Here is a 21,049-nt window from a genome sequence, read left to right on the forward strand (position 1 = left end):
GAGGACCGCACCATGCTGAAGCGCACCATCCTTCTGCTGTCATTCGCGGCCATGCTGAGCGGCTGCGCGGTGGTAACCGTGGCGGGTACCGCCGTGACCGTGGGCGCCAGCGCGGTGGGCCTGGCAGCGGATGCCGCCATCGGCACTGCGCGCATCACCGGCAAGGCCGTGGGTGCGGCGGCCGATGCGGTGATTCCCGACAGCGACTGACCGACTGCCTGGCAGTGGGCCGGCCACGCCGGCGCGGGGTACACAATGGGTGCCCCATGCAGTCACCGCTGAACATCACCCGCTTTCGCCCGCGTCTGCTGGACGCGATGGCGGGCTACGACCGCGGACGCTTCTTCAAGGACCTGGGCGCGGGCGCCACCGTCGGCATCGTGGCACTGCCGCTGGCCATGGCATTTGCCATTGCGTCCGGGCTCAAGCCCGAAGCGGGCATCTGGACGGCGATCATCGCGGGCTTCCTGATCTCGCTCCTGGGCGGTTCGGCGGTGCAGATCGGCGGGCCGGCCGGCGCTTTCATCGTGATCGTCTACGGCATCGTCGAACGCTACGGCCTTGCCAACCTGCTGATATCGACCGCCTGCGCCGGGGTGCTGCTGTTCGCGGCGGGGCTGTTCGGGTTGGGGCGGCTGGTGCGCTTCGTGCCGCTGTCGATAGTGGTCGGGTTCACCAACGGCATTGCGGTGCTCATTCTCCTGTCGCAGCTCAAGGACCTGCTCGGGCTCACGGTGGAGAAGATGCCCGCCGATGTGTTCTCGCAGCTGCACGCCATGGCGCTGCAGATCGGCACCTTCAATCCCTATGCATTCGCGCTGGGGCTGGCCTGCGTGATCGGCCTGGTCATCTGGCCGATGCTGCTGCAGGGCGAGTCGAAGATAGGGCATGCGGTTCAACGATTGGCAGGCCGCCTGGCGCGAACGCGCGCGGTGCAGGTGGGCGCACGCATGCCGGGGCCCATCGTCGCGCTGGTCACGCTCACGCTGGTGTCGTGGGGCTTCGACCTGCCGGTAGAGACCATCGGCACGCGCTTCGGCGGCATTCCCGAGGGCTTGCCAACCTTTGCGCTGCCCGATTTCTCGTGGGAAACGGTCAAGCAGCTGGTTACGCCCACGCTCACCATTGCGCTGCTGGGTGCCATCGAATCGCTGCTGTGCGCCCGGGTGGCCGACCAGGTCAGCGGGCAGCCGCGCCATGACCCGAACCAGGAACTGATGGCGCAAGGCATTGCCAACCTGGTGACGCCGTTCTTCGGCGGCATGCCGGCCACCGGCACCATTGCGCGCACGGTGACCAACATCCGCTCGGGCGGCAACTCGCCCATTGCGGGCATCGTGCATGCGGCCACGCTGATGGTGGTCGTGCTGCTGGCGGCGCCGCTCGCGCGCCACGTGCCGCTCGCGGTGCTGGCGGGCATTCTGGTGTTCGTGGGGCTGAATATGGGCGAATGGCGCGAGTTCACGCCCGGGCAGCTGCGGCACTTCAGCCGCCACTACCGGTTGCTGATGCTCGGCACTTTTTTTCTCACCGTCGTTTTCGACCTGACGGTGGCGGTGCAGGTGGGCATCGTGCTGGCCTGCGCGCTATTCATCCGGCGCATGAGCGGGCTTTTCAGCGTCGAGTTGGTCACGATGCAGCCGCCGGTGCTCACCTACCGGCTGTACGGGGCGCTGTTCTTCGGCGCGGCAGCCAAGCTCGATGAGGCAGTGAACGCGGCCGAGAGCGCGCCGCGCGGCATGACGGTGGTGCTCGATGCCACCCACCTCATCTACCTGGACGCGACCGGGGTCGATGCGCTGCGGCAATTGCATCGCGCAGTGCTGGCGCGCGACGGGCTGCTGCGCCTGGAGTCGCTGCAGCCGCAGCCGCTGGAGGTGATAGTGCGTTCGGGCTTTGCCGATGAGCTGACGAGCGGCCGGCTGCACGACGCCGAAGGCTAGTTCTCAGTTCGCCTCGGTGCCCCTGTCGGGCGAGGAGCCGCTGCGCACCACACGCTGGTCGTCGTTGAGCGTGGCGGTAAACACCATGGGCGAATTGGGCGGCTGCACCCAGCGCCATTCCCATTCGGTTTCGCGCTTGAGCGCATAGGGCGTGACCTTGGCGGGCTTGCCGAGCAGCTTGCGCAGGTCTTCCATCATCATGCCGGGCTGCACCCTGGCAAAGTTCTCAGGCGTGAGCACCTGGCGCAGCGCGCTCATCTTGCCGTCGGCGCCGATGGTGATCATGTAGTTTTTCTGGCCCTGCGGCTGGCGGTTGTACTCGAGCACGCGGCCGTTGGGCACGTCCCAGATGTTCTCGGGCTCGCCGAACCGGGCGCGCACATCGGCCTCGGTGGACACGCCTTCTTCCAGTTCGCCGATGCGCTGCGGGTCGCATCCCGCAAGCCCCATGAACACCGCCAGCAAGGCCGCTGCCGTGCCGATCCGCCACTGTTGTCGTCGCTTCATGCCATCCCCGGTAAAATTCGCGCTACAAAGGTCCAGTCTATGTCCATCTTCCGCCGCCCCCACTACACCTCCGAGATCACCAGCTTCATCGAGGAGATGAAAGAAAAGAAGCCGACGCTGGAAGCCGAACAGCGCGCCGGCCGGGCCCTGCTGTGGGACAAACACCTCGACCGCAGCCTGCTCGAGGAATACAGCGAAGCCCGCGTGCCGCAGCAGCCGTACGTCTACCAGACCCAAAGCAAGTAATGGTGCCCAGCCGGCATCCATCGTTGGCCCTCATCGCGCCTGCAGCTATTGAAATGATAGCAAGCGCCCGATGAAGGACAACGAGGACAACGACACGCTCGTGGCCAGCATGCCCGACGTGGTCGACCAGGTCGCGCTTGCCAGGCTCTATGGCGAGCCGTTGTTCGCGATGCCGAAGGACCTGTACATCCCGCCCGAGGCGCTGCAGGTTTTTCTGGAGGCCTTCGAAGGCCCGCTCGACTTGCTGCTGTACCTCATCAGGAAGCAGAACTTCAACATTCTCGACATCCCGATGGCGGGGCTCACGCGGCAATACCTGAGCTACGTCGACGAGATTCGCCAGACCAACCTGGAACTCGCGGCCGAGTACCTGCTGATGGCCGCGATGCTGATCGAGATCAAGTCGCGCATGCTGCTGCCGCCCAAGAAGGTAGCCGACGGTGAAGAGGCCGAAGACCCCCGCGCAGAGCTGGTGCGCCGCCTGCTCGAATACGAGCAGACCAAGCTGCAGGCGGCCGCCATCAGCGCCATGCCGACCTACGGGCGCGACTTCTGGAAGGGGCAGGTCTACATCGAGCAATCGCTCAAGCCCCGCTTCCCGGACGTGAACGTGGTCGAGCTGCGCGACGCGTGGGCCGACATCATGAAGCGCGCCAAGCTCGTGCAGCACCACAAGATCTCGCGCGAAGAGCTCAACGTGCGCGAGCACATGAGCATCGTGCTGCGGCACCTGCAGGGGCAGCGCTTCGTCGAGTTCGAAAAGCTGTTCGACGTGTCGCGCGGTGCGCCGGTGCTGATCGTCACCTTCATCGCAATGCTCGAGCTTGCGAAAGAAACACTGATCGACATCACGCAGGCCGAGGCCTTCGCGCCCATCTACGTCCGGCTGGCGTACTCGCCGGCCTGACCTTGCCGGCTCTCGCACCTGTGAATTCCGCCGTGCGCGACTTCGACGTTCTCATCGTCGGCAGCGGCCTTGCAGGCCTCTCGGCGGCGCTGCACCTGGCCCCCGCGCACCGGGTGGCGGTGCTGACCAAGCGCGCACTCAACGACGGCTCGAGCGCCTGGGCGCAAGGCGGCATTGCCGCCGTGCTGGCTGCAGGCGACAGCTTCGATGCCCACGTGCAAGACACGCTCGTGGCGGGCGCCGGGCTTTGCGACCCCGACGCCACGCGCTTCGTTGTGGAGCATGCGCCTACGGCCATCGAGTGGCTACGCGAACTGGGCGTGCCGTTTTCCGCCGAAGCCGACGGCGGGCTGCACCTGACGCGCGAAGGCGGCCACAGCCAGCGCCGCATCGTGCATGTGACGGACGCCACCGGCGCAGCCGTGCAGCAGACGCTGATCGAGCGCGTGCGCCGCACGCCCAACATCACCCTCTTCGAGCATCACACGCTGGTCGACCTGATCACCGGGCCCAAGCTGGGCCTGGACGATCCGGCCTGCCTGGGCCTGTACGCGCTGGACGACGAAACCGACGAGGTGCTGAGCTTTCGTGCGCCGCACACCATCCTGGCGACGGGCGGCGCGGGCAAGGTCTACCTGTACACCACCAACCCCGATACGGCCACGGGCGACGGCATCGCGGCCGCCTGGCGCGCAGGCTGCCGGGTGTCGAACATGGAGTTCATCCAGTTCCACCCCACCTGCCTGTACCACCCGCACGCCAAGTCGTTCCTCATCAGCGAGGCTGTGCGCGGTGAGGGCGGGCTGCTGAGGCTGCCCCAGTCGGCGGGAGGCACACGCTTCATGCCCCAGCACGACGAGCGCGCCGAGCTTGCGCCGCGCGACGTGGTGGCGCGCGCCATCGACTTCGAGATGAAGAAGCACGGGCTCGACTGCGTGTACCTGGACATCTCGCACCAGAGCCCAGCCTTCCTGAACGAGCACTTTCCCAACATCCTTGCGCGCTGCGCCGAGCTGGGCATCGACATCACGCGCGAGCCCATTCCCGTGGTGCCGGCCGCGCACTACACCTGCGGCGGCGTGCTGAGCGATCTGGCAGGCCGCACCGACGTGCCGGGCCTCTACGCCATTGGCGAAACCGCCTGCACGGGCCTGCACGGCGCGAATCGCCTGGCGAGCAACTCGCTGGTCGAGTGCATGGTGTTCGCGCGCGCCGCGGCGGGCGCAATTGCGGCGACCCCGGGGCGCAGCGGCATTGCGTTGCCGCATTGGGACGACAGCCGCGTGACCGATGCCGACGAGGCGGTGGTCATTTCCCACAACTGGGAAGAGCTTCGGCGCTTCATGTGGGACTACGTGGGCATCGTGCGCACCAACAAGCGGCTGGAACGCGCAAGCCATCGCATTGCGCTGTTGCAGGCCGAAATCCACGAGTTCTACGCCCATTTTCACGTGACGCGCGACCTGCTCGAACTGCGCAACCTGGTGCAGGTGGCCGAACTCATCGTGCGCTCGGCGCAGGCCCGCCATGAAAGCCGCGGCCTGCATTTCAGCCGGGACTATCCGTCGCTTGCCGAGCCCACCGCACCCACGGTTCTGACGCCGCCAGGGCACTGACCGCCCACCCCTTTTCAACTTTTCTTCACTCAAGGATGCCCGGCCACCGACGCCCGCAGGGAGAAACCCAACCATGTTGACCACCGCCACACCCCCTTCGTCCGAAACGCCGGCGACCGCCACGCCCTACGGCACGCTGCCCCCGGCCTCGCCGCCCGCATCGCGCAAGCCCGTGAGCCTGCCGCGCCTGGCCGACATGCATGCGCGCGGCGAGAAAATCTCGATGCTCACTGCCTACGATGCCACCTTTGCAGCCATGGCCGATGCGGCGGGTGTCGACTGCCTGTTGGTGGGCGATTCGCTGGGCATGGTCTGCCAGGGCCTGAACAGCACAGTGGGCGTGAGCCTTGACACCATGCGCTATCACACCGACAGCGTGTCGCGGGGCCTGCGCCGCGTGCAGGGCACGGCCTGGCTGATTGCCGACCTCCCCTTCGGCAGCTACCAGGAATCGCGCGAGCAGGCATTGCGCAGCGCCACTGTGCTGATGCAGGCGGGTGCGCACATGGTCAAGCTCGAAGGCGGCGGCTGGACGACGGAGACGGTGCGCTTTCTGGTCGAGCGGGGCATTCCGGTGTGCGCACACCTGGGGCTGACGCCGCAGACCGTGCATGCACTGGGCGGCTACCGGGTGCAGGGCAAGGGCGATGCAGCCGGCGCACTGCTGAAGCAGCATGCGCACGCGTTGCAGGATGCCGGCGCCACGATGCTGGTGCTCGAAATGGTGCCCGCCGCGCTGGCCGCCGAGCTCACCGTTGAACTGCAGCACTGCGCCACCATTGGCATCGGCGCGGGCAAGGGCACCGCCGGCCAGGTGCTGGTGTTGCACGACATGCTGGGCATCAACCTCGGCAAGATGCCGAAGTTCGTGCGCAACTTCATGGCCGATTCCCCGAGCATCGCGCAGGCTCTCGAAGCCTACGTGCGTGCCGTGAAGGACGGCAGCTTTCCCGACGACCGACTGCACGCCTGGTAAGGAGCACAGACCATGTACATCGCACACACCATCGCCGAGCTGCGCGAGCACCTTTCGGCTTTCAAGCGCCCCGCCTTCGTTCCAACCATGGGCAACCTGCACGACGGGCACCTGGCGCTGATCGAACAGGCCAGGCCGCTGGGCGACGTGACCGTGGCCAGCATCTTCGTCAACCGGCTGCAGTTTCTGCCGCATGAAGATTTCGACACCTATCCGCGCACCTGGGACAGCGACTGCGAGAAGCTGCGCGCGGCCGGCTGCAACGTGCTGTTCGCGCCCGACGAAAAAACGCTCTACCCCGAACCGCAGACCTGCAAGGTGCACCCCGATGCGGCGCTGGCCGACATTCTCGAAGGCCACTTTCGCCCCGGCTTCTTCATCGGCGTGTGCACGGTGGTAATGAAGCTCTTTCAATGCGTGCAACCGCGCGTGGCAGTGTTCGGCAAGAAGGACTACCAGCAGCTGATGATGATCCGCCACATGGTGCGGCAGTTTGCGCTGCCTATCGACATTGTCGGCAGCGAAACCTTCCGCGCGAGCGACGGGCTCGCGCTATCGTCGCGCAATGGCTACCTGAGCGAGACCGAGCGCGCGGAGGCGGTGCAGCTCTCGAAGGCACTGAAAGCCATGGCCGCTGCCGTGCAAGCCGGCGAACGCGATCTGGCCGCAATCGAAACGCGGGCAATGCAGACACTCACAAAGCGCGGCTGGCAACCGGACTATCTTGTGTTGCGGCGGCGTGCCGACCTGCAGGCGCCCACTTTCGGGCTGGCTGGCGAACCGCTCGTGGCGTTGGCTGCGGCACGGCTGGGCAGCACGCGGCTGATCGACAACCTCGAAATCGAAACTCCGGCTTCTTCATGACCTACAGCGTCAAGGAAATCTTCTACACCCTGCAGGGTGAAGGCGGCCAGGCGGGCATGCCGGCCGTGTTCTGCCGCTTTGCGGGCTGCAACCTGTGGACGGGCCGGGAGGAAGACCGCAATACGGCCGTCTGCCGCTTCTGCGATACCGATTTCGTCGGCACCGACGGCACGCTCGGCGGCAAGTTCAAGACCGCCGATCTGCTGGCCGACACCATCGCCGCGCAATGGCCGGCCAGCGACCTCGCCCACCGCCTGGTGGTGCTCACCGGCGGCGAGCCGCTGCTGCAGGTAGACGCCGCGCTGGTCGACGCGCTGCATGCGCGACGCTTTCGCATCGCAGTCGAGAGCAATGGCACGGTCGCAGCGCCCGAGGGCATCGACTGGCTTTGCATCAGCCCCAAGGCCGGTGCGCCCTGGGTGCAGCAGCGCGGGCAAGAACTGAAACTGGTGTGGCCGCAGACCGAATTCGACCTCGACACCATGGCGCGCACAGGCGAGTTCACGCACCGCTTTTTGCAGCCGATGGACGGCCCCGACCGCATGGCCAACACCGAGCTGTGCATTGCCGAGTGCATGCGCCAACCCGCATGGCGCCTCAGCGTGCAAACCCACAAGATCACCGGCATCCGCTGAGCGCGGAGAGACTTTTCAAATGCGATTCACGATCAGCCAACGCTTTTTCTTCGACGCCGCCCACACGCTGAAGCGCGACATCGAGGTGGAAGGCAGCCGCCGTATTCACGGCCACACGTACCACGCGGAAGTGTGGCTTGCGGGCCAGCGCGATCCCGTCACGGGCATGGTGGTCGACCTGGGGCTGCTGCGCCGCCGGCTGGATGACGTGCGCGAGCTGCTGGACCATCACCTGCTGGACGACGTGGAGGGGCTGCATCCGCCGACGCTGGAGAACCTCTGCGTGTTCATTGCAGATGCGCTGCCGGACTTTCGCGCTTCGCTCGCGCGGGTGCGGGTGTGGAGAGAGGCGCTGGGGGACAGCTGCACACTGGAGTTCTAGGGTCTTGCTCCCTCCCCTTCCGGGGGAGGGTTGGGGTGGGGGCAAGCGGCCTTCACAACACCGCCGGCCCATTCAGCGCCGCGAGCCCCCATCCCAACCTTCCCCCAAAAGGGGAAGGAGCAATTCGGGATCAGGCGGCGCCGATGCCGGCGATCAAGCTGCCTGCCGCCTGGCCATTCTTCAGGCCCGCAGTAAACGCCAGCATCCGGTCGATCGGCACCCGCGCCCGCAGACCCAGCGCCGGGTCGACATGAATTTCACCCGCACCTGTTTCCAGCGCATTCGCCAGCTCCACCAGCCCGTTCATTGCCATCCATGGGCAATGCGCGCAGCTTTTGCAGGTGCCGCCGTTGCCTGCAGTGGGCGCCTCGATAAACGTCTTGCCGGGGTTCAGCGTGCGCAGCTTGTGCAGCATGCCGCCGTCTGTGGCAACGATGAATTCGTTCGCGTCCATGCGCTGCGCCGCACTCAGGATGGCCGAGGTGGAGCCCACCGCATCGGCCAGCGCAATCACGTCGGCCGGCGACTCGGGGTGCACCAGCACTTTTGCGGCGGGATGCGCCTTCTTCAGCAGTTCGAGTTCCAGCGCCTTGAACTCGTCGTGCACGATGCAGGCGCCATTCCAGCTGACCATGTCGGCCCCCGTCTGGCGCTGGATGTAGTCGCCCAGGTGGCGGTCGGGGCCCCAGAGAATCTTGCGGCCCTGCGCGTGCAGCGCGCTCACCACATCGAGCGCGCAACTGGAAGTAACGAGCCAATCGGCACGCGCCTTCACGGCTGCACTGGTGTTGGCATAGACAACCACGGTGCGATCGGGGTGCTGGTCGCAGAACGCGCTGAACTCGTCGACGGGGCAGCCCAGGTCGAGCGAGCAGTTGGCGTCCAGGTCGGGCATGAGCACGCGCTTCTCGGGCGAGAGGATCTTGGCGGTTTCGCCCATGAATCTGACGCCCGACACCACCAGCGTCTGCGCTGCATGGTCACGGCCAAAGCGCGCCATCTCGAGCGAATCGCTCACGATGCCGCCGGTTTCCTCGGCCAAGTCCTGCAGGTCTGGGTGCACGTAGAAGTGCGACACCATGACCGCATTGCGCTCGCGCAGCAGGCGGCGAATGCGCTCCTTCAGGGCGATGCGTTCGTCGGGCGAAGGCTCCGGCGGCACGCGAGCCCATGCGTGGCGGGTGTCGCAGGCCGAGCCGGCTTCGGCCACCGGTTGTTCGTAGTCGACGTCGATGACGAAGGAAGAAGCCATCGCCGGCGCCCTCAGCTTTCCTGGAAGCGCATCGAAAAATCGATGGCCTTCACGTCCTTGGTGAGCGCGCCGACCGAAATGCGGTCCACACCGGTTTCTGCCAATGTGCGAAGGCCTTCGAGCGTGACGCCGCCCGAAATTTCGAGCACGGCCTTGCGTTCACTACCGGCCGCGTCGTTGATGCGAACGGCTTCACGCAGGGTGGGCAGATCCATGTTGTCGAGCAGCACCATGCGCGCACCCGCGTCCAATGCCTCGCGCAGCTGCGCCAGCGTTTCGACCTCGACTTCGACAAACGCCGCGCGATCTGCCACCGGTGCCACGGCGCGCAGCGCTGCAGCCACGCCGCCGGCCGCGGCGATGTGGTTTTCCTTGATGAGCACCGCGTCGTAAAGACCGATGCGGTGGTTGACGCCGCCGCCGGTGCGCACCGCGTACTTCTGCGCCAGGCGCAGGCCCGGCAGGGTCTTGCGGGTGTCGACGATGCTGGCGCGCGTGCCGCTGACTGCATCGGCATAAAGAGCGGTCTTGGTAGCGACGGCGCTCAGCAGCTGAAGAAAGTTGAGTGCGGTGCGTTCGGCCGTCAGCAATGCGCGAGCCGAGCCTTCGATCTCGAGCACCGTCTGGTCGGCTGCGCAGCGCTCGCCCTCGCCGCACAGCCAGTCGATGCGGGCTTGCGGATCGAGCTGACGTACGGTGGCCTCGACCCAGGGCGCGCCGCACAGCACGGCCGGTTCGCGTGCCAGCACGCGGGCGCGGGCCCTGCGGCCAGGGTCGACCAGCGAGGCGGTCAGGTCGCCGTCGGCTACATCTTCCTGCAAGGCGCGGTCGGCGTCGGCCTGGGCCAGCGCGGCCACGGCCGGCGCCGAAAAATCAAAGCGGAGGCTCATGGCTCTTTTTGTCTCTTCAGTCTTGTTGTGAACCGCCAGGCCCGTGGGCACGGACGGTTTCGGGCACCGGGTCGCGGCCGGTGAGCGAGGCGACCGCCTCCTGCGGGCTCACCCGGCCATCGAGCAGCGCAACCACGCCTTCGGCGATGGGCATTTCCACCCCGAGGCCGCGCGCGCGCTGCACCACGGTGCGCGCGCAGTACACGCCTTCGGCCACATGGCCAAGCGACGCCACGGCTTGCGCCAGGGTCTGCCCTTGCGCCAGCAACAGGCCCACCTTGCGGTTGCGCGACAGGTCGCCGGTCGAAGTCAGCACCAGGTCGCCAAGGCCTGAAAGGCCCATGAACGTCTCGGCACGAGCGCCGAGCGCCAGCCCGAAGCGGGTCATTTCGGCCAGGCCGCGCGTAATGAGCGCGGCGCGCGCATTGAGCCCGAGCGCGAGGCCGTCGCAAAGGCCCGTGGCAATGGCCAGCACGTTCTTGACCGCGCCCCCAACTTCGACACCGACGATGTCGTCGTTGGCATAGACGCGCAGGGCCGGGCCGTGAAATGCGTCGACCAGCGCATTGCGCACCGCGGCATGCGGGCTCGCGGCCACCAGCGCCGTGGGGCGGCCTTCGGCCACTTCTTGCGCGAAGCTCGGCCCGCTGAGCACGCCCGCTATCAAATCTGGAGCAACCTGGGCCCAAATTTCGTGCGCGAGCAGGCCGAAGGATGCGGGGGAAGAAGCGTCGAGCGCGGGCTCCACGCCCTTGCAAAGCCACGCAACGGGCGCGGTGCAGCCGCGCAAGGCAATGAGCTGTTCACGCAGCGCCGCCATGGGCGTGGCCACGATGACGAGGTCGGCCCCGACGTGGGCCTGGCCGATATTGCCCGCGCGCACTGCGAGCGAGGCCGGCAATGCAAGCCCCGGCAGGTAGCGGGCGTTCTCGCGTGCGGTCGAAATGGCATTTGCCTGGGCGGCGTCGCGCGCCCAGAGCGTGACCTCGTGGCCGACGGCGGTGTTGAGGGCCGCATTGACGGCCACCGCCGTGCCCCAGGCACCGGCGCCATGAACGCAGATCTTCATCGGCGTTGGCGGCGTTGTGCCGTGTTTACTGCGCGAGGGTCGGGGCGGGCTGGCCGGCGGCCTGCGCCTGCTGCTGCTCGTACATGGCCTGGAAGTTGATTTCCGCCAGGTGCACGGGCGGGAAGCCGCCGCGCTGGATCACGTCGGCCACGTTGCCGCGGAGGTACGGGTACACGATTTGCGGGCAGGCAATGCCGAGGATCGGGCCCATCTGGTCTTCGGGCAGGTTGCGGATCTCGAAGATGCCGGCTTGCTTGGCTTCTACCAGGAACACGGTCTTGTCCTGGATCTTGGTCTGCACGGTGGCCGACACGGTGATCTCGAAGATGCCTTCAGCCACGGGCTGGGCGTCCACGCCAAGCTGGATGTCGACCGTGGGCTGCTCTTGTTCGAGCAGGATGCCGGGCGAATTGGGCTGTTCGAGCGACAGGTCCTTGAGGTAGACGCGCTGGATCTGGAAAACGGGATCTTGGGCTTGCTGGTCGGCCATGGCTGAACTTTCGAGAATCAAAACAATGCCCGCCGGGGAGAGGTTCCCGCAGCGGGCTGCAGATGAATGAGCAGGCGATTATCGCCCGGCGCCCGGACCGCTTCCGTGACAACCGGCCGATCGGTGTTCAGGCGGCTTGCAGCAGGGGCATGAGGCCGCCGCGGCTGTCGAGCGCCATCAGGTCGTCGCAACCGCCCACGTGGGTGTCGCCGATGAAAATCTGGGGCACCGTGCGGCGCTGGGTGATTTCCATCATGGTGCTGCGGGCCTCGGGATCGGTGTCGATGCGAATTTCTTCGATCTCGTCGACGCCCTTGGATTTGAGGATCTGCTTCGCACGGACACAGTACGGGCAGAACGCGGTGGTGTACATCTTGACGGCTTGCATAGGATGTATCTCAGGGAGATTCAGGCTTTTTCAACGGGCAGGTTAGCCTCTTTCCAGGCCTTGAGCCCGCCGGAGACGGCTTGGGCCTGCTCGTAACCGAGTTTCTTGGCCATGGCCACGGCGCGCTGGGCGCGGGCTCCGGTGGCGCACACCAGCAGCAGCGGCACGTTCTTGTTCTTGACCGCGCCGGTGAGTTTTTCTTCCAGCAGGTTCAGCGGCACGTTCTTGGCGCCGATCATGTGGCCGGAGGCGAACTCTTCGGGCTCGCGCACGTCGACCAGCACCGCGCGTTCGCGGTTGATGAGGTGCACCGCCGCCTGGGCCGTGAGGGTGCCGCCACCGGCGCCGCCGCGAATCAGCGGCCAGGCCAGCATGCCACCCGAGCTGAGTGCGATCAGGATCAGCATCCAGTTCGCGGTGACGAATTCGATCAATTTCACGGGGGTTCCTTGGATGGCAAACCCGGGATTTTAGAATGCTGGTTTTCCCAAGCGCTGCCAAAGGCCTCCCAACATGCACAAACTGGTACTGATCCGCCATGGCGAATCGACCTGGAATCTCGAAAACCGCTTCACCGGATGGACCGACGTCGACCTGACCGAAACCGGCATCGAGCAGGCCAAGCAGGCCGGCCGGCTGCTCAAGGCCGAGGGCTACGACTTCGACGTGGCCTACACCAGCGTGCTCAAGCGCGCCACCCGCACGCTCTGGCACACCCTCGACGAACTCGACCGCACCTGGTTGCCCGTGGTGCACTCGTGGCGCCTGAACGAGCGCCACTACGGCGCCCTGCAGGGCCTGAACAAGGCCGAAACCGCCAAGAAATACGGCGACGAGCAGGTGCTGGTCTGGCGCCGCAGCTACGGCACCCCGCCTCCGGCGCTGGAAGCCGACGATCCGCGCAGCGAGCGCAGCGACGTGCGCTACGCCAAGCTCTCGCCCGAGCAGATTCCGCTGACCGAGTGCCTGAAGGACACGGTGGCGCGCGTTCTGCCGTTCTGGAACGAGTCGATGGCCCCGGCCATCCGCACCGGCCGCCGCCTGGTGGTGGCTGCGCACGGCAACTCGATCCGGGCGCTGGTGAAGTACCTCGACGGTATTTCGGACGACGCGATCGTGGGGCTGAATATTCCCAACGGCATTCCGCTGGTGTACGAGCTCGATGACGACCTGAAGCCCCTGCGGCACTACTACCTGGGCGACGCGGCCGCTGCCGAAAAGGCCGCAGCAGCGGTTGCCTCGCAAGGCAAGGCCTGAAGAAAATTAAAACCCCTCGGCGGCGCTCCCCCGTGGAACCCCGGCAGGCAATTTGCTTCCAAGCTGTGTATATTGCTTCGACAGCCGACAAGGACAATCACTCATGATGGGCCACAAATTGAAGATTACCGGCTGGGTCGCCGCCGGCGCCGTTGCCGGCGTCTTGACCACCGTCTCCCTGCAGACGGTCGCACGCGGCTCGCTCGCGCCGCTCCCGCTCGAGGAATTGCAGCAACTCGCCGCCGTTTTCGGCATGGTCAAGAGCGACTATGTCGAACCCGTCGATGAAAAGAAGCTCATTTCCGACGCCATTTCCGGCATGGTCGCCGGGCTCGACCCGCATTCCCAGTACTTCGACAAGAAGTCCTTCAAGGAATTCAGGGAAGGCACGACCGGCCGCTTCGTTGGCGTGGGCATCGAAATCTCGCAGGAAGACGGCCTCATCAAGGTCGTGTCGCCCATCGAGGGTTCTCCGGCCTTCCGCGCTGGCCTGAAGCCCAACGACCTGATCACCAAGATCGACGACACCGCGGTGCGCGGCCTGTCGCTCAACGAAGCCGTGAAGCGCATGCGCGGCGAGGCCAACACCAAGGTGCTGCTCACCATCTTCCGCAAGGACGAAAGCCGCACCTTCCCGGTCACGATCACGCGGGAAGAAATCCGTACCCAATCGGTGCGCGGCAAGGTCATGGAGCCGGGCTACGGCTGGATCCGGTTGTCGCAATTCCAGGAACGCACGGTCGACGACTTCGTGAAGAAGGTCGAGGACATCTACAAGGAAGAGCCCAACCTGAAGGGGCTGGTGCTCGACCTGCGCAACGATCCGGGCGGCCTGCTCGACGCTGCGGTAGCCATCTCGGCGGCCTTCCTGCCCGAGAACGTCACCGTGGTGTCCACCGACGGCCAGTTGGCCGAGAGCAAGTCTGTCTACAAGGCGGCGCCGGAGTTCTACCAGCGCCGTTCGGGCAGCGACCCGCTTCGCAACCTGCCCGCGGCCCTCAAGAGCGTGCCGCTGGTGGTGCTGGTAAACGAAGGCTCGGCCTCGGCCAGCGAAATCGTGGCTGGCGCGCTGCAAGACCATAAGCGCGCCACCATCATGGGCAGCCAGACCTTCGGCAAGGGATCGGTGCAGACAGTGCGCCCCCTCGGACCGGACACGGGCCTGAAGATCACCACGGCGCGCTACTACACGCCGAGCGGCACCTCCATCCAGGCCAAGGGCATCGTGCCGAACGTGCTCATCGACGAAAGCGCCGAGGGTAGCCCCTTCGCCGCCCTGCGCATGCGCGAGGCCGACCTCGAAAAGCACCTGGCCAGCGGCCAGGGCCCCGAAACCAAGGATCCGGAGCGCGAAAAGGCACGCGACGAAGCGCGCAAGCGCCTCGAGGAAGAAGCCAAGAAGCCGCCGCAGGACCGCAAGGTGCCCGAGTTCGGCACCGACAAGGACTTTCCGCTGGTGCAGGCGCTCAACCGCCTGAAGGGCCAGCCGGTGCTGGTCAGCAAGACCCAGGTCATCGTCGACAACAAGGAAGAGAAAAAAGAGAACTGATCTGCAGCCAGACGCTTTTTTCAGATCCGGAATACCGCGGAACCGGCACTGCCGGGCCGCGGTATTTTGCGTTTGGCGGCACCCGGGATGAGCCACCATGAATGACGACGACCTGTTGCGCTATTCGCGCCATATCCTGCTCGAAGAGTTCGGCATAGACGGACAGGCGCGCGTCAGCGCCGGTCGGGCGCTGGTGATTGGTGCGGGCGGCCTGGGCTCGCCGGTGGCGCTGTACCTTGCCGCGGCGGGTGTCGGGCATGTCACCCTGGTGGACGATGACGAGGTCGACCTGACCAATCTCCAGCGCCAGGTCGCCCACACCCAGGCGCGGGTGGGCACGCTGAAGGTCGAATCGGCCGCACACGCCATGCGCGACATCAACCCCGGCATTTCCATCGAGACGCACGCCTCGCGCGCCGACGAGGCGCTGCTGTCGCGCCTCGTGCCGGCGGCAGATGTGGTGATCGACTGCTGCGACAACTTTGCGACGCGGCAGGCAGTCAACCGGGCCTGCGTGGCGCATGGCAAGCCGCTGGTGGCAGGGGCCGCCATCCGGTTCGATGGCCAGTTGAGCGTTTACGACACGCGCGATGAAGCCTCGCCTTGCTACGCCTGTATTTTTCCGCCTGACGCAACCTTCGAGGAAACGCTTTGCGCGGTGCTCGGGGTGTTCGGCCCGGTGGTCGGAACCATCGGCACGCTGCAGGCAAGCGAGGCCCTGAAGCTGCTTGCGGGCATCGGGCCGTCGCTGGCAGGCAAGCTGCTGATGTTCGACGGACGCCGCACGGCATTCGACACGCTGCAGATTGCGCGCGACCCGCATTGCAGCGTGTGCGCGCAACGCCCGGGCGGCGCCTGACGACACTCGCTCCCGCCGTTCCTCGGCCCGAATCAACGCTGCTTCGCGCCCTTGGCCTTGGCCGCACCTGCGGCGGCTGCACCGGTGCCGGGCTTGTTGGCTTGCGCCAGAACGCCCTTGCAGTCGGCATCCTCACCCGGACCGGTCTCGATGGTCGCGGCCAGCGCCAGCAGCGGGTTGAGCGCACCCAGCACCAGCGCTGCCAGGCCGCGCTCTGCCAGCGGAACCACCTGAACCCCGCCAGAGGGCGAACCGAAAGTGCCGCCGATGACCAGCGGCGTGCGCAGCGACAGGAAGCTGGCGTCCTTGGGTTCGGGGCGCACCACGAAGTCAAGCTTCTCGGTTGCCAGGTTGGCTTGGCCGCTGGCATAAAAAACAGTGTCGTCGGTGTCGAGCACCACGCTGCGGCTGCTCATGACGCCCTTGTTGACGTCGAACGCCATCGCGGCGCAGCGCAGCTCTACGTTCTGGTCCCCCCGCAGCAGAAACTTGATGATCTCGGCGCCGTCCAGCCCCATGAACTCCAGCAGCAGGTTGCTGAACCGCCCCCGCCCGGTCAGGGCTGCCACGTCGCCTGAAGCGCCGCCAAGCCAGCTGGCCACCGAATTGCCGCGGCCTGACAAATTGAGCCGGCCGTCGAGACGGCTGAAGCTGCTGCGCATGGTTTCGATCTTCGGCACCAAGCGGTTGAGCTGCACGTTACGCAGATCGAGCGAGGCACGAATATCAGCCGGATTCTGGGTCGCGTCGATGCGGATGGCACCGGCCAGCTTGCCGCCCCCCACACCCAGGTCGAGCGGGTCGAGGGCAAGCACGCCATTGGTCAGCTTGACCTGCACGCTGCCGCGGTCGAGCGGCACGTCGCGCACGTTTCGGATGCGGTCGGCCGTGTACTTCACGTCGGCGTTCATCGCGCGCAAGCGGTCGAAGTCGAGCGTTGCGGTGGGCAGCACCTTGCCGCCGCTCGCCCGCTTGGCCTCTTTGATGGTGGGTGGCGGCGCCACGCCTTCAACCGCCTTGGCAGACCGCTCGGTGGGCGGCAAGCCGATAAGCGGGCCCAGGTCGTCCATGTCCATCAGGCGGGAACGCAACTCGCCCCCAAGGCGCGGGAGTTGGCCAGCCTGGTCGAAGCGCATCTCGCCGGCAATGTCCGACAGACCGAGCCGGCCTTTGAGCCCTGCAACTTCCCACAGCTTGGCGCGCTTGCGAAGGTCGCCGCTCAGCGCATAGGGCGAGGTCTCGGGCAACGCGATGCCAAGCAGCGGAAACAGGGCGCCAAGCGTCTGCCCCTTGAGTTCGAACTTGGCGTCGATGCCGTCGAGGTCGGCAAAGTCGGTTACGGTGCCCTGGGCCTTGAAGCGCGTCTGGCCAGCGGCCGCATTGATCTCCATCGGAAACGGCTCCTGGCCGGCCGATTTGAGCTGGAGCACGTTGCCCGTGCGGCCTTCGGCGGTGAGCGGCTGGCCCTTGTAGCGGCCCTTGATGCGGTAGCTGAGCGGCAGGGTGCCGCGGCTCGTGTCGTAGCTCACGTCGGCGTGCAGATCGACGCCCAGGTGCTTGGCCAGGAAGTCGATCGTGCCATTGTCGACCTGCATCAGCCCGATGACGGGTACGGTCCCCGGGTCGGATGTGTCCTTGCCGAGCGCCCACGTGCGCCGCCCGTCCTGCTCCATCTGCAGCCCCAGCGTGGGCGAGAACAGCGCCAGGCGCGGAATGACGATCTTCTGCGTGAGCAACGGCCACAGGCGTATATCGAACTCGGCGCGCTCGGCCTTCACCAGGTAGGGGTCGCGGGCCCACGGGGGGTTGGCAAACTCGATGCCGTCGAACTTCACGGTGGCACCACGCAGCCCCACACCCACGTCGAGCCGGCGTGTGATCTCGAACTTGCGCCCTGTCTTGTCGCTGACATAGCGGTTGATAGGACCACGCAACATGTCCCACGGAAAGAATGCGACCACCACCGCGAGCACGGCGAAAAGCAGCACGAGGGCCGCCAGCAGCTTCAGCCAAAGCGGCCGGTCGCGAAGAACGTTGGTTGCCATGGAGTCTGGATATACCTGCGGCCGATTTCCCCGGGTCGGCAATGAACCGCAAAAACCGTGCGGCATTGCCTACGGAAGGCGGCCATGCGGCCGGCTCGTCAGAACACGCCTACAACACCCATCCTCCGAACCCTGCATGATGCGTGTCGGCGACGCCTCAATCTTCGATGCGCAGGCAATCGCCAGCAGGGGCGTTCGCGAGACACCTGCACACAGAGGAAGCGCGGTTCGGCATGGATACCAGATTGCAGACATACATCGTCGAAGACAACCTCACGATCCGTGAAAACCTCATCGGTACCTTGGAAGAACTCACCTGCACGACGGTTGTCGGCTTTGCCGAGACCGAGGCGCACGCGCGCCAATGGCTGCAGGACCATAGCGAAGAGTGGGACCTTGCGGTTGTCGATCTTTTTCTCAAGCAGGGAAGCGGCCTGGGCGTGCTCCAGGCCTGCACGTCGCGCCGGCCGAACCAGAAGGTGGTGGTGCTCAGCAACTACGCAACGCCCGACATCCGGCGGCGCTGCGCCGAATTCGGTGTGGATGCGGTGTTCGACAAATCGAACGAGATCGACGCGCTGGTCGATTTCTGCATCCTGGAGGCGGTGGCCCATCGCCCCGCTACCGGCACGGAATGAAAAAGAGGCAGAAGAAGCCGCGCCGGACTTCCTTGCCTCTTTCTTCAGCCGGCGGCTGTTTCTCTTCTCAATCGATCAGCTTGTTCTTCAGCGCGTAGTACGTGAGGTCGCTGTTGGAAGAGAGGTTCATCTTTTCCATGAGGCGCGTGCGGTAGGTGCTGACGGTCTTGACCGACAGCGACAGCGTCTTGGCGATGTCTCCGGCGGTTTCGCCCTTGGCAAGCTTCAGGAACACCTGGAACTCCCGCTCCGACAGCTGCTCGTGCGGTGCCGCGTCGTCCTTGCGGTCGAGCTGGCGGGCAAGCAGTTCTGCCACGGCCGGCGTGATGTAGCGGCGGCCCAGCGAAATGGTGCGGATTGCGTTGACGATTTCCATCGGGTCGCACTCCTTGTTGAGGTACCCGCTCGCACCCTGGCGAATGAGGTTCATCGCGTAGTGCTCTTCGGGGTAGCCGCTGAGAATGAGAATGCCCACGTCCGGCGCCTTGGCGCGGATCATGGCAAGCGCATCGATGCCGCTTTGCCCCGGCATGGAAAGGTCCATCACCAGCACGTCGAGTTCGGTGGTGCGCACCAGCTCGATCGCTTCGCGCCCGCTGGCGGCCTCGCCGGCCACGCGCAAGTCGACGTGCTCGGAGAAGAACTGCCGCAGGCCCGAACGCACGATAGCGTGGTCGTCCACAATTCCAATTTTGATCATCTGTTACTTTCTTCGTTGTGTTGCGGCCGAGGAAGCCGCAACATGCCGATCCCCGGTTGTTATCAATTATTCACGAACTTGTGCTGAAAGCACCTCTGAAAGTTTCATGCACTGGCTAGCTCCTCCAAAAATGGCCGTGAGCCTACTGCTTGCGGCACTGGCTGCGCTGGCCCTCGTCGGTATCAACGAGGCCGGCTACCGCCAATCGACCCAGGCCCTGGCCAACATCGACGAGGCGCAAAAAGTGCGCGCCGCGCTCAACCTGATTTTGCAGAGCATGCTCGATGCCGAAACCGGACAGCGAGGCTACCTCCTTACCGGCGAGGCCAGCTACCGCCAACCATACGACACGGCGGTGAAGCAGGTCGACGGTTACCTGGCCACATTGCGCCAACTTTACGCCGATCGGCCGGCCGAGCGTACCCAATTGGCGGAGCTCTCCAAGCACGTGCTGCGCAAGATAGCCGAAATGGACATGAGCGTGCGCTTGCGCCAGGACGGCAAGGAGGATGCCTGGAAGTTTGTCATCACTACCGACGTGGGGCGGGAAGAGATGGAAGCCATCCGCAAGAGCGCCCACGACCTGGTGGCGACCAGCAACAAGACCCTGCAGGAAAGCCAGTTGCAGGTGATGAAGTCGCTGCAGCTCGCGCGCATCGGCACCGCCATCGTGGCCCTGGCCGCGCTCATCGCCTTCTTTCTGTACCTGCGGCAGACCCATGCGTTGCGCTCCATCGGCGAGCGCCAGCAGGAAACCCTGCAGCGCGAGCGCAACGCCCTTGAGGACGAGGTGCGCGAACGCACCGCCTCGCTGGCCGAACTGGCGACCCACCTGCAGGACGTGCGCGAAACCGAGCGCGGCTATCTCGCACGCGAACTGCACGACGAGCTCGGCTCGCTGCTCACGGCGGCCAAGCTCGATGTAGCCCGCCTCAAGTCGAGGTTGCTGGAAGCGCCGGACGCCACCCAGCGGCTGCAGCACCTGACCGAACTGCTCAACAGCGGCATTGCGCTCAAGCGCCGGATCATCGAGGACCTCCGGCCGTCGTCGCTGTCGAACCTCGGGCTGGTGGCTTCGCTCGAAATCCTGGGTCGTGAATTCGCGGAGCGCTCGGGCATCCAGGTGCAGATGGCGCTCGAGCCGGTGATCATGGACGAGTCGCGCCAGCTCACCATCTACCGCATGGTGCAGGAGAGCCTGACCAACATAGGCAAGTACGCAGAAGCCAGCGAGGCGACGATCGTGCTGAAGAACTACGAGAACCACGTGATCGTGGAGGTTGCCGACAACGGCAAGGGTTTCGACCCCCAGCGCATCCATCCTTCCACGCACGGCCTTGCGGGCATGCGGCACAGGGTGGAGGCTGCGCGCGGCAAGCTCACGATCTCGTCGACGCCGGGGCGCGGCACTCGCCTGAGTGCAATGCTGCCCGTGGTCAAGCCGCTCTGAAGCCACGCCGGCTTCATTGCCGGCGCGCGGCCCTCATGCACGGCGGCTCGCGGGGAACTCGGTCGTCTCCTACGTCCCCCGCGCCCAGCCGCTGACAGGGCCTCGCAGGCGCGCCACTTAAGGTTGCTCCTGTGCCGTTCATTCCCTCTTTGAACGCGCAGTTCCAAACAACGAGCGAAGCCTCGAAGGAGTCCACATGTTGCACTACACGGTGGTGTTTCTGGTCATTGCGCTGATTGCCGCTGTGTTCGGCTTCGGCGGAATTGCCGCCAGCGCAGTAGGAATCGCCAAGATCCTTTTCGTGATCTTCGCCGTACTTGCCATCGCCAGTTTCCTGGCCGGCTTGCTACGACGCAAGTAGCGTAGTTACGATCAACAGGCTCTCT

Annotated in this window: 24 protein-coding genes; 15 read left to right on the forward strand and 9 right to left on the reverse strand. The window is 65.7% G+C overall.

Going from position 1 to position 21,049, the window contains the following annotated elements:
• The first annotated feature begins 12 nt into the window (after positions 1-12).
• Together J2X67_RS22985 and J2X67_RS22990 are read left to right on the forward strand one after the other, a co-directional pair.
• Positions 13-210: a hypothetical protein gene (locus tag J2X67_RS22985; protein WP_309956831.1), complete on the forward strand. Its 198-nt coding sequence runs from the start codon at positions 13-15 to the stop codon at positions 208-210.
• A gap of 56 nt (positions 211-266) precedes the next feature.
• A complete protein-coding gene (locus J2X67_RS22990; protein WP_309956833.1) occupies positions 267-1,943 on the forward strand; it encodes a SulP family inorganic anion transporter in 1,677 nt (558 codons plus the stop codon).
• A 3-nt stretch (positions 1,944-1,946) separates the two neighbouring features.
• Here the strand turns inward: J2X67_RS22990 and J2X67_RS22995 are convergent, their stop codons facing one another.
• A complete protein-coding gene (locus J2X67_RS22995; RefSeq protein WP_309956835.1) occupies positions 1,947-2,450 on the reverse strand; it encodes an outer membrane protein assembly factor BamE in 504 nt (167 codons plus the stop codon).
• Positions 2,451-2,489: 39 nt separating this feature from the next.
• Between J2X67_RS22995 and J2X67_RS23000 the strand changes: the two genes are divergently transcribed.
• The 7 genes from J2X67_RS23000 to J2X67_RS23030 all read left to right on the forward strand — a co-directional run bounded on the left by J2X67_RS23000 (position 2,490) and on the right by J2X67_RS23030 (position 8,076).
• Positions 2,490-2,696 (forward strand): DUF3460 family protein, encoded by a 207-nt coding sequence (locus J2X67_RS23000; RefSeq protein WP_126748409.1) that lies wholly within the window; start codon positions 2,490-2,492, stop codon positions 2,694-2,696.
• Between the two features lie 70 nt (positions 2,697-2,766).
• The gene (locus J2X67_RS23005; protein ID WP_157615343.1) at positions 2,767-3,603 is read left to right on the forward strand and encodes a ScpA family protein; all 837 of its coding nucleotides are present in this window, start codon (positions 2,767-2,769) and stop codon (positions 3,601-3,603) included.
• 32 nt (positions 3,604-3,635) lie between these two features.
• Positions 3,636-5,219 (forward strand): L-aspartate oxidase, encoded by a 1,584-nt coding sequence (nadB, locus tag J2X67_RS23010; RefSeq protein WP_309956839.1) that lies wholly within the window; start codon positions 3,636-3,638, stop codon positions 5,217-5,219.
• Positions 5,220-5,292: 73 nt separating this feature from the next.
• Positions 5,293-6,195 carry a 3-methyl-2-oxobutanoate hydroxymethyltransferase gene (panB, locus tag J2X67_RS23015; protein ID WP_309956841.1) on the forward strand — a complete coding sequence of 301 codons (903 nt, stop codon included), beginning with the start codon at positions 5,293-5,295 and terminating at the stop codon, positions 6,193-6,195.
• A gap of 12 nt (positions 6,196-6,207) precedes the next feature.
• On the forward strand, positions 6,208-7,059 hold the full coding sequence (panC, locus tag J2X67_RS23020) for a pantoate--beta-alanine ligase (RefSeq protein WP_309956843.1): 852 nt from the start codon (positions 6,208-6,210) through the stop codon (positions 7,057-7,059).
• Positions 7,056-7,694, forward strand: coding sequence for a 7-carboxy-7-deazaguanine synthase (queE, locus tag J2X67_RS23025; RefSeq protein ID WP_309956845.1), 639 nt, complete (start codon positions 7,056-7,058; stop codon positions 7,692-7,694). Before panC ends, queE begins: the two co-directional genes overlap by 4 nt.
• Before the next feature lie 19 nt (positions 7,695-7,713).
• Complete coding sequence (locus tag J2X67_RS23030; protein ID WP_309956847.1) at positions 7,714-8,076, forward strand: 6-carboxytetrahydropterin synthase; 363 nt, start codon at positions 7,714-7,716, stop codon at positions 8,074-8,076.
• A gap of 130 nt (positions 8,077-8,206) precedes the next feature.
• On the opposite strand, the gene nadA is transcribed toward J2X67_RS23030, so the two are convergent.
• From nadA to J2X67_RS23060, 6 genes are all read right to left on the reverse strand, one after another.
• A complete protein-coding gene (gene nadA / locus J2X67_RS23035; RefSeq protein WP_309956849.1) occupies positions 8,207-9,328 on the reverse strand; it encodes a quinolinate synthase NadA in 1,122 nt (373 codons plus the stop codon).
• Positions 9,329-9,339: 11 nt separating this feature from the next.
• Positions 9,340-10,218 (reverse strand): carboxylating nicotinate-nucleotide diphosphorylase, encoded by an 879-nt coding sequence (gene nadC, locus J2X67_RS23040; protein ID WP_309956852.1) that lies wholly within the window; start codon positions 10,216-10,218, stop codon positions 9,340-9,342.
• Positions 10,219-10,234: 16 nt separating this feature from the next.
• Complete coding sequence (locus J2X67_RS23045) at positions 10,235-11,287, reverse strand: NAD(P)H-dependent glycerol-3-phosphate dehydrogenase (protein WP_309956854.1); 1,053 nt, start codon at positions 11,285-11,287, stop codon at positions 10,235-10,237.
• Positions 11,288-11,312: 25 nt separating this feature from the next.
• Positions 11,313-11,777 (reverse strand): protein-export chaperone SecB, encoded by a 465-nt coding sequence (gene secB, locus J2X67_RS23050; RefSeq protein WP_157615360.1) that lies wholly within the window; start codon positions 11,775-11,777, stop codon positions 11,313-11,315.
• A 127-nt stretch (positions 11,778-11,904) separates the two neighbouring features.
• Complete coding sequence (gene grxC, locus J2X67_RS23055; RefSeq protein ID WP_309956857.1) at positions 11,905-12,165, reverse strand: glutaredoxin 3; 261 nt, start codon at positions 12,163-12,165, stop codon at positions 11,905-11,907.
• A 20-nt stretch (positions 12,166-12,185) separates the two neighbouring features.
• The gene (locus tag J2X67_RS23060) at positions 12,186-12,572 is read right to left on the reverse strand and encodes a rhodanese-like domain-containing protein (protein WP_409050543.1); all 387 of its coding nucleotides are present in this window, start codon (positions 12,570-12,572) and stop codon (positions 12,186-12,188) included.
• Positions 12,573-12,678: 106 nt separating this feature from the next.
• Here J2X67_RS23060 and gpmA point away from each other — a divergent pair, with 106 nt between their 5' ends.
• The 3 genes from gpmA (at position 12,679) to J2X67_RS23075 (ending at position 15,830) form a co-directional block, all read left to right on the forward strand.
• Positions 12,679-13,422: a 2,3-diphosphoglycerate-dependent phosphoglycerate mutase gene (gene gpmA, locus J2X67_RS23065; protein ID WP_157615364.1), complete on the forward strand. Its 744-nt coding sequence runs from the start codon at positions 12,679-12,681 to the stop codon at positions 13,420-13,422.
• A 106-nt stretch (positions 13,423-13,528) separates the two neighbouring features.
• Positions 13,529-14,971 (forward strand): S41 family peptidase, encoded by a 1,443-nt coding sequence (locus tag J2X67_RS23070; RefSeq protein ID WP_309957013.1) that lies wholly within the window; start codon positions 13,529-13,531, stop codon positions 14,969-14,971.
• Positions 14,972-15,068: 97 nt separating this feature from the next.
• Positions 15,069-15,830, forward strand: coding sequence for a molybdopterin-synthase adenylyltransferase MoeB (locus tag J2X67_RS23075; RefSeq protein WP_309956860.1), 762 nt, complete (start codon positions 15,069-15,071; stop codon positions 15,828-15,830).
• Between the two features lie 32 nt (positions 15,831-15,862).
• Here the strand turns inward: J2X67_RS23075 and J2X67_RS23080 are convergent, their stop codons facing one another.
• Positions 15,863-17,875 (reverse strand): AsmA family protein, encoded by a 2,013-nt coding sequence (locus tag J2X67_RS23080; RefSeq protein WP_309956862.1) that lies wholly within the window; start codon positions 17,873-17,875, stop codon positions 15,863-15,865.
• Between the two features lie 233 nt (positions 17,876-18,108).
• On the opposite strand from J2X67_RS23080, the gene J2X67_RS23085 reads away from it, so the two are divergent.
• Positions 18,109-18,513, forward strand: coding sequence for a response regulator (locus tag J2X67_RS23085; protein ID WP_309956865.1), 405 nt, complete (start codon positions 18,109-18,111; stop codon positions 18,511-18,513).
• Positions 18,514-18,580: 67 nt separating this feature from the next.
• On the opposite strand, the gene J2X67_RS23090 is transcribed toward J2X67_RS23085, so the two are convergent.
• Positions 18,581-19,213 carry a response regulator transcription factor gene (locus J2X67_RS23090; RefSeq protein ID WP_015866882.1) on the reverse strand — a complete coding sequence of 211 codons (633 nt, stop codon included), beginning with the start codon at positions 19,211-19,213 and terminating at the stop codon, positions 18,581-18,583.
• Positions 19,214-19,343: 130 nt separating this feature from the next.
• Between J2X67_RS23090 and J2X67_RS23095 the strand changes: the two genes are divergently transcribed.
• Together J2X67_RS23095 and J2X67_RS23100 are read left to right on the forward strand one after the other, a co-directional pair.
• Positions 19,344-20,663: a CHASE3 domain-containing protein gene (locus J2X67_RS23095; RefSeq protein WP_309956870.1), complete on the forward strand. Its 1,320-nt coding sequence runs from the start codon at positions 19,344-19,346 to the stop codon at positions 20,661-20,663.
• Positions 20,664-20,859: 196 nt separating this feature from the next.
• A complete protein-coding gene (locus J2X67_RS23100; protein ID WP_157615369.1) occupies positions 20,860-21,024 on the forward strand; it encodes a DUF1328 domain-containing protein in 165 nt (54 codons plus the stop codon).
• The last annotated feature ends 25 nt before the right edge of the window (positions 21,025-21,049 follow it).

This window comes from Variovorax sp. 3319 (genome assembly GCF_031456585.1).
In the GTDB taxonomy this organism is placed as follows: Bacteria; Pseudomonadota; Gammaproteobacteria; order Burkholderiales; family Burkholderiaceae_C; genus Variovorax; species Variovorax paradoxus_P.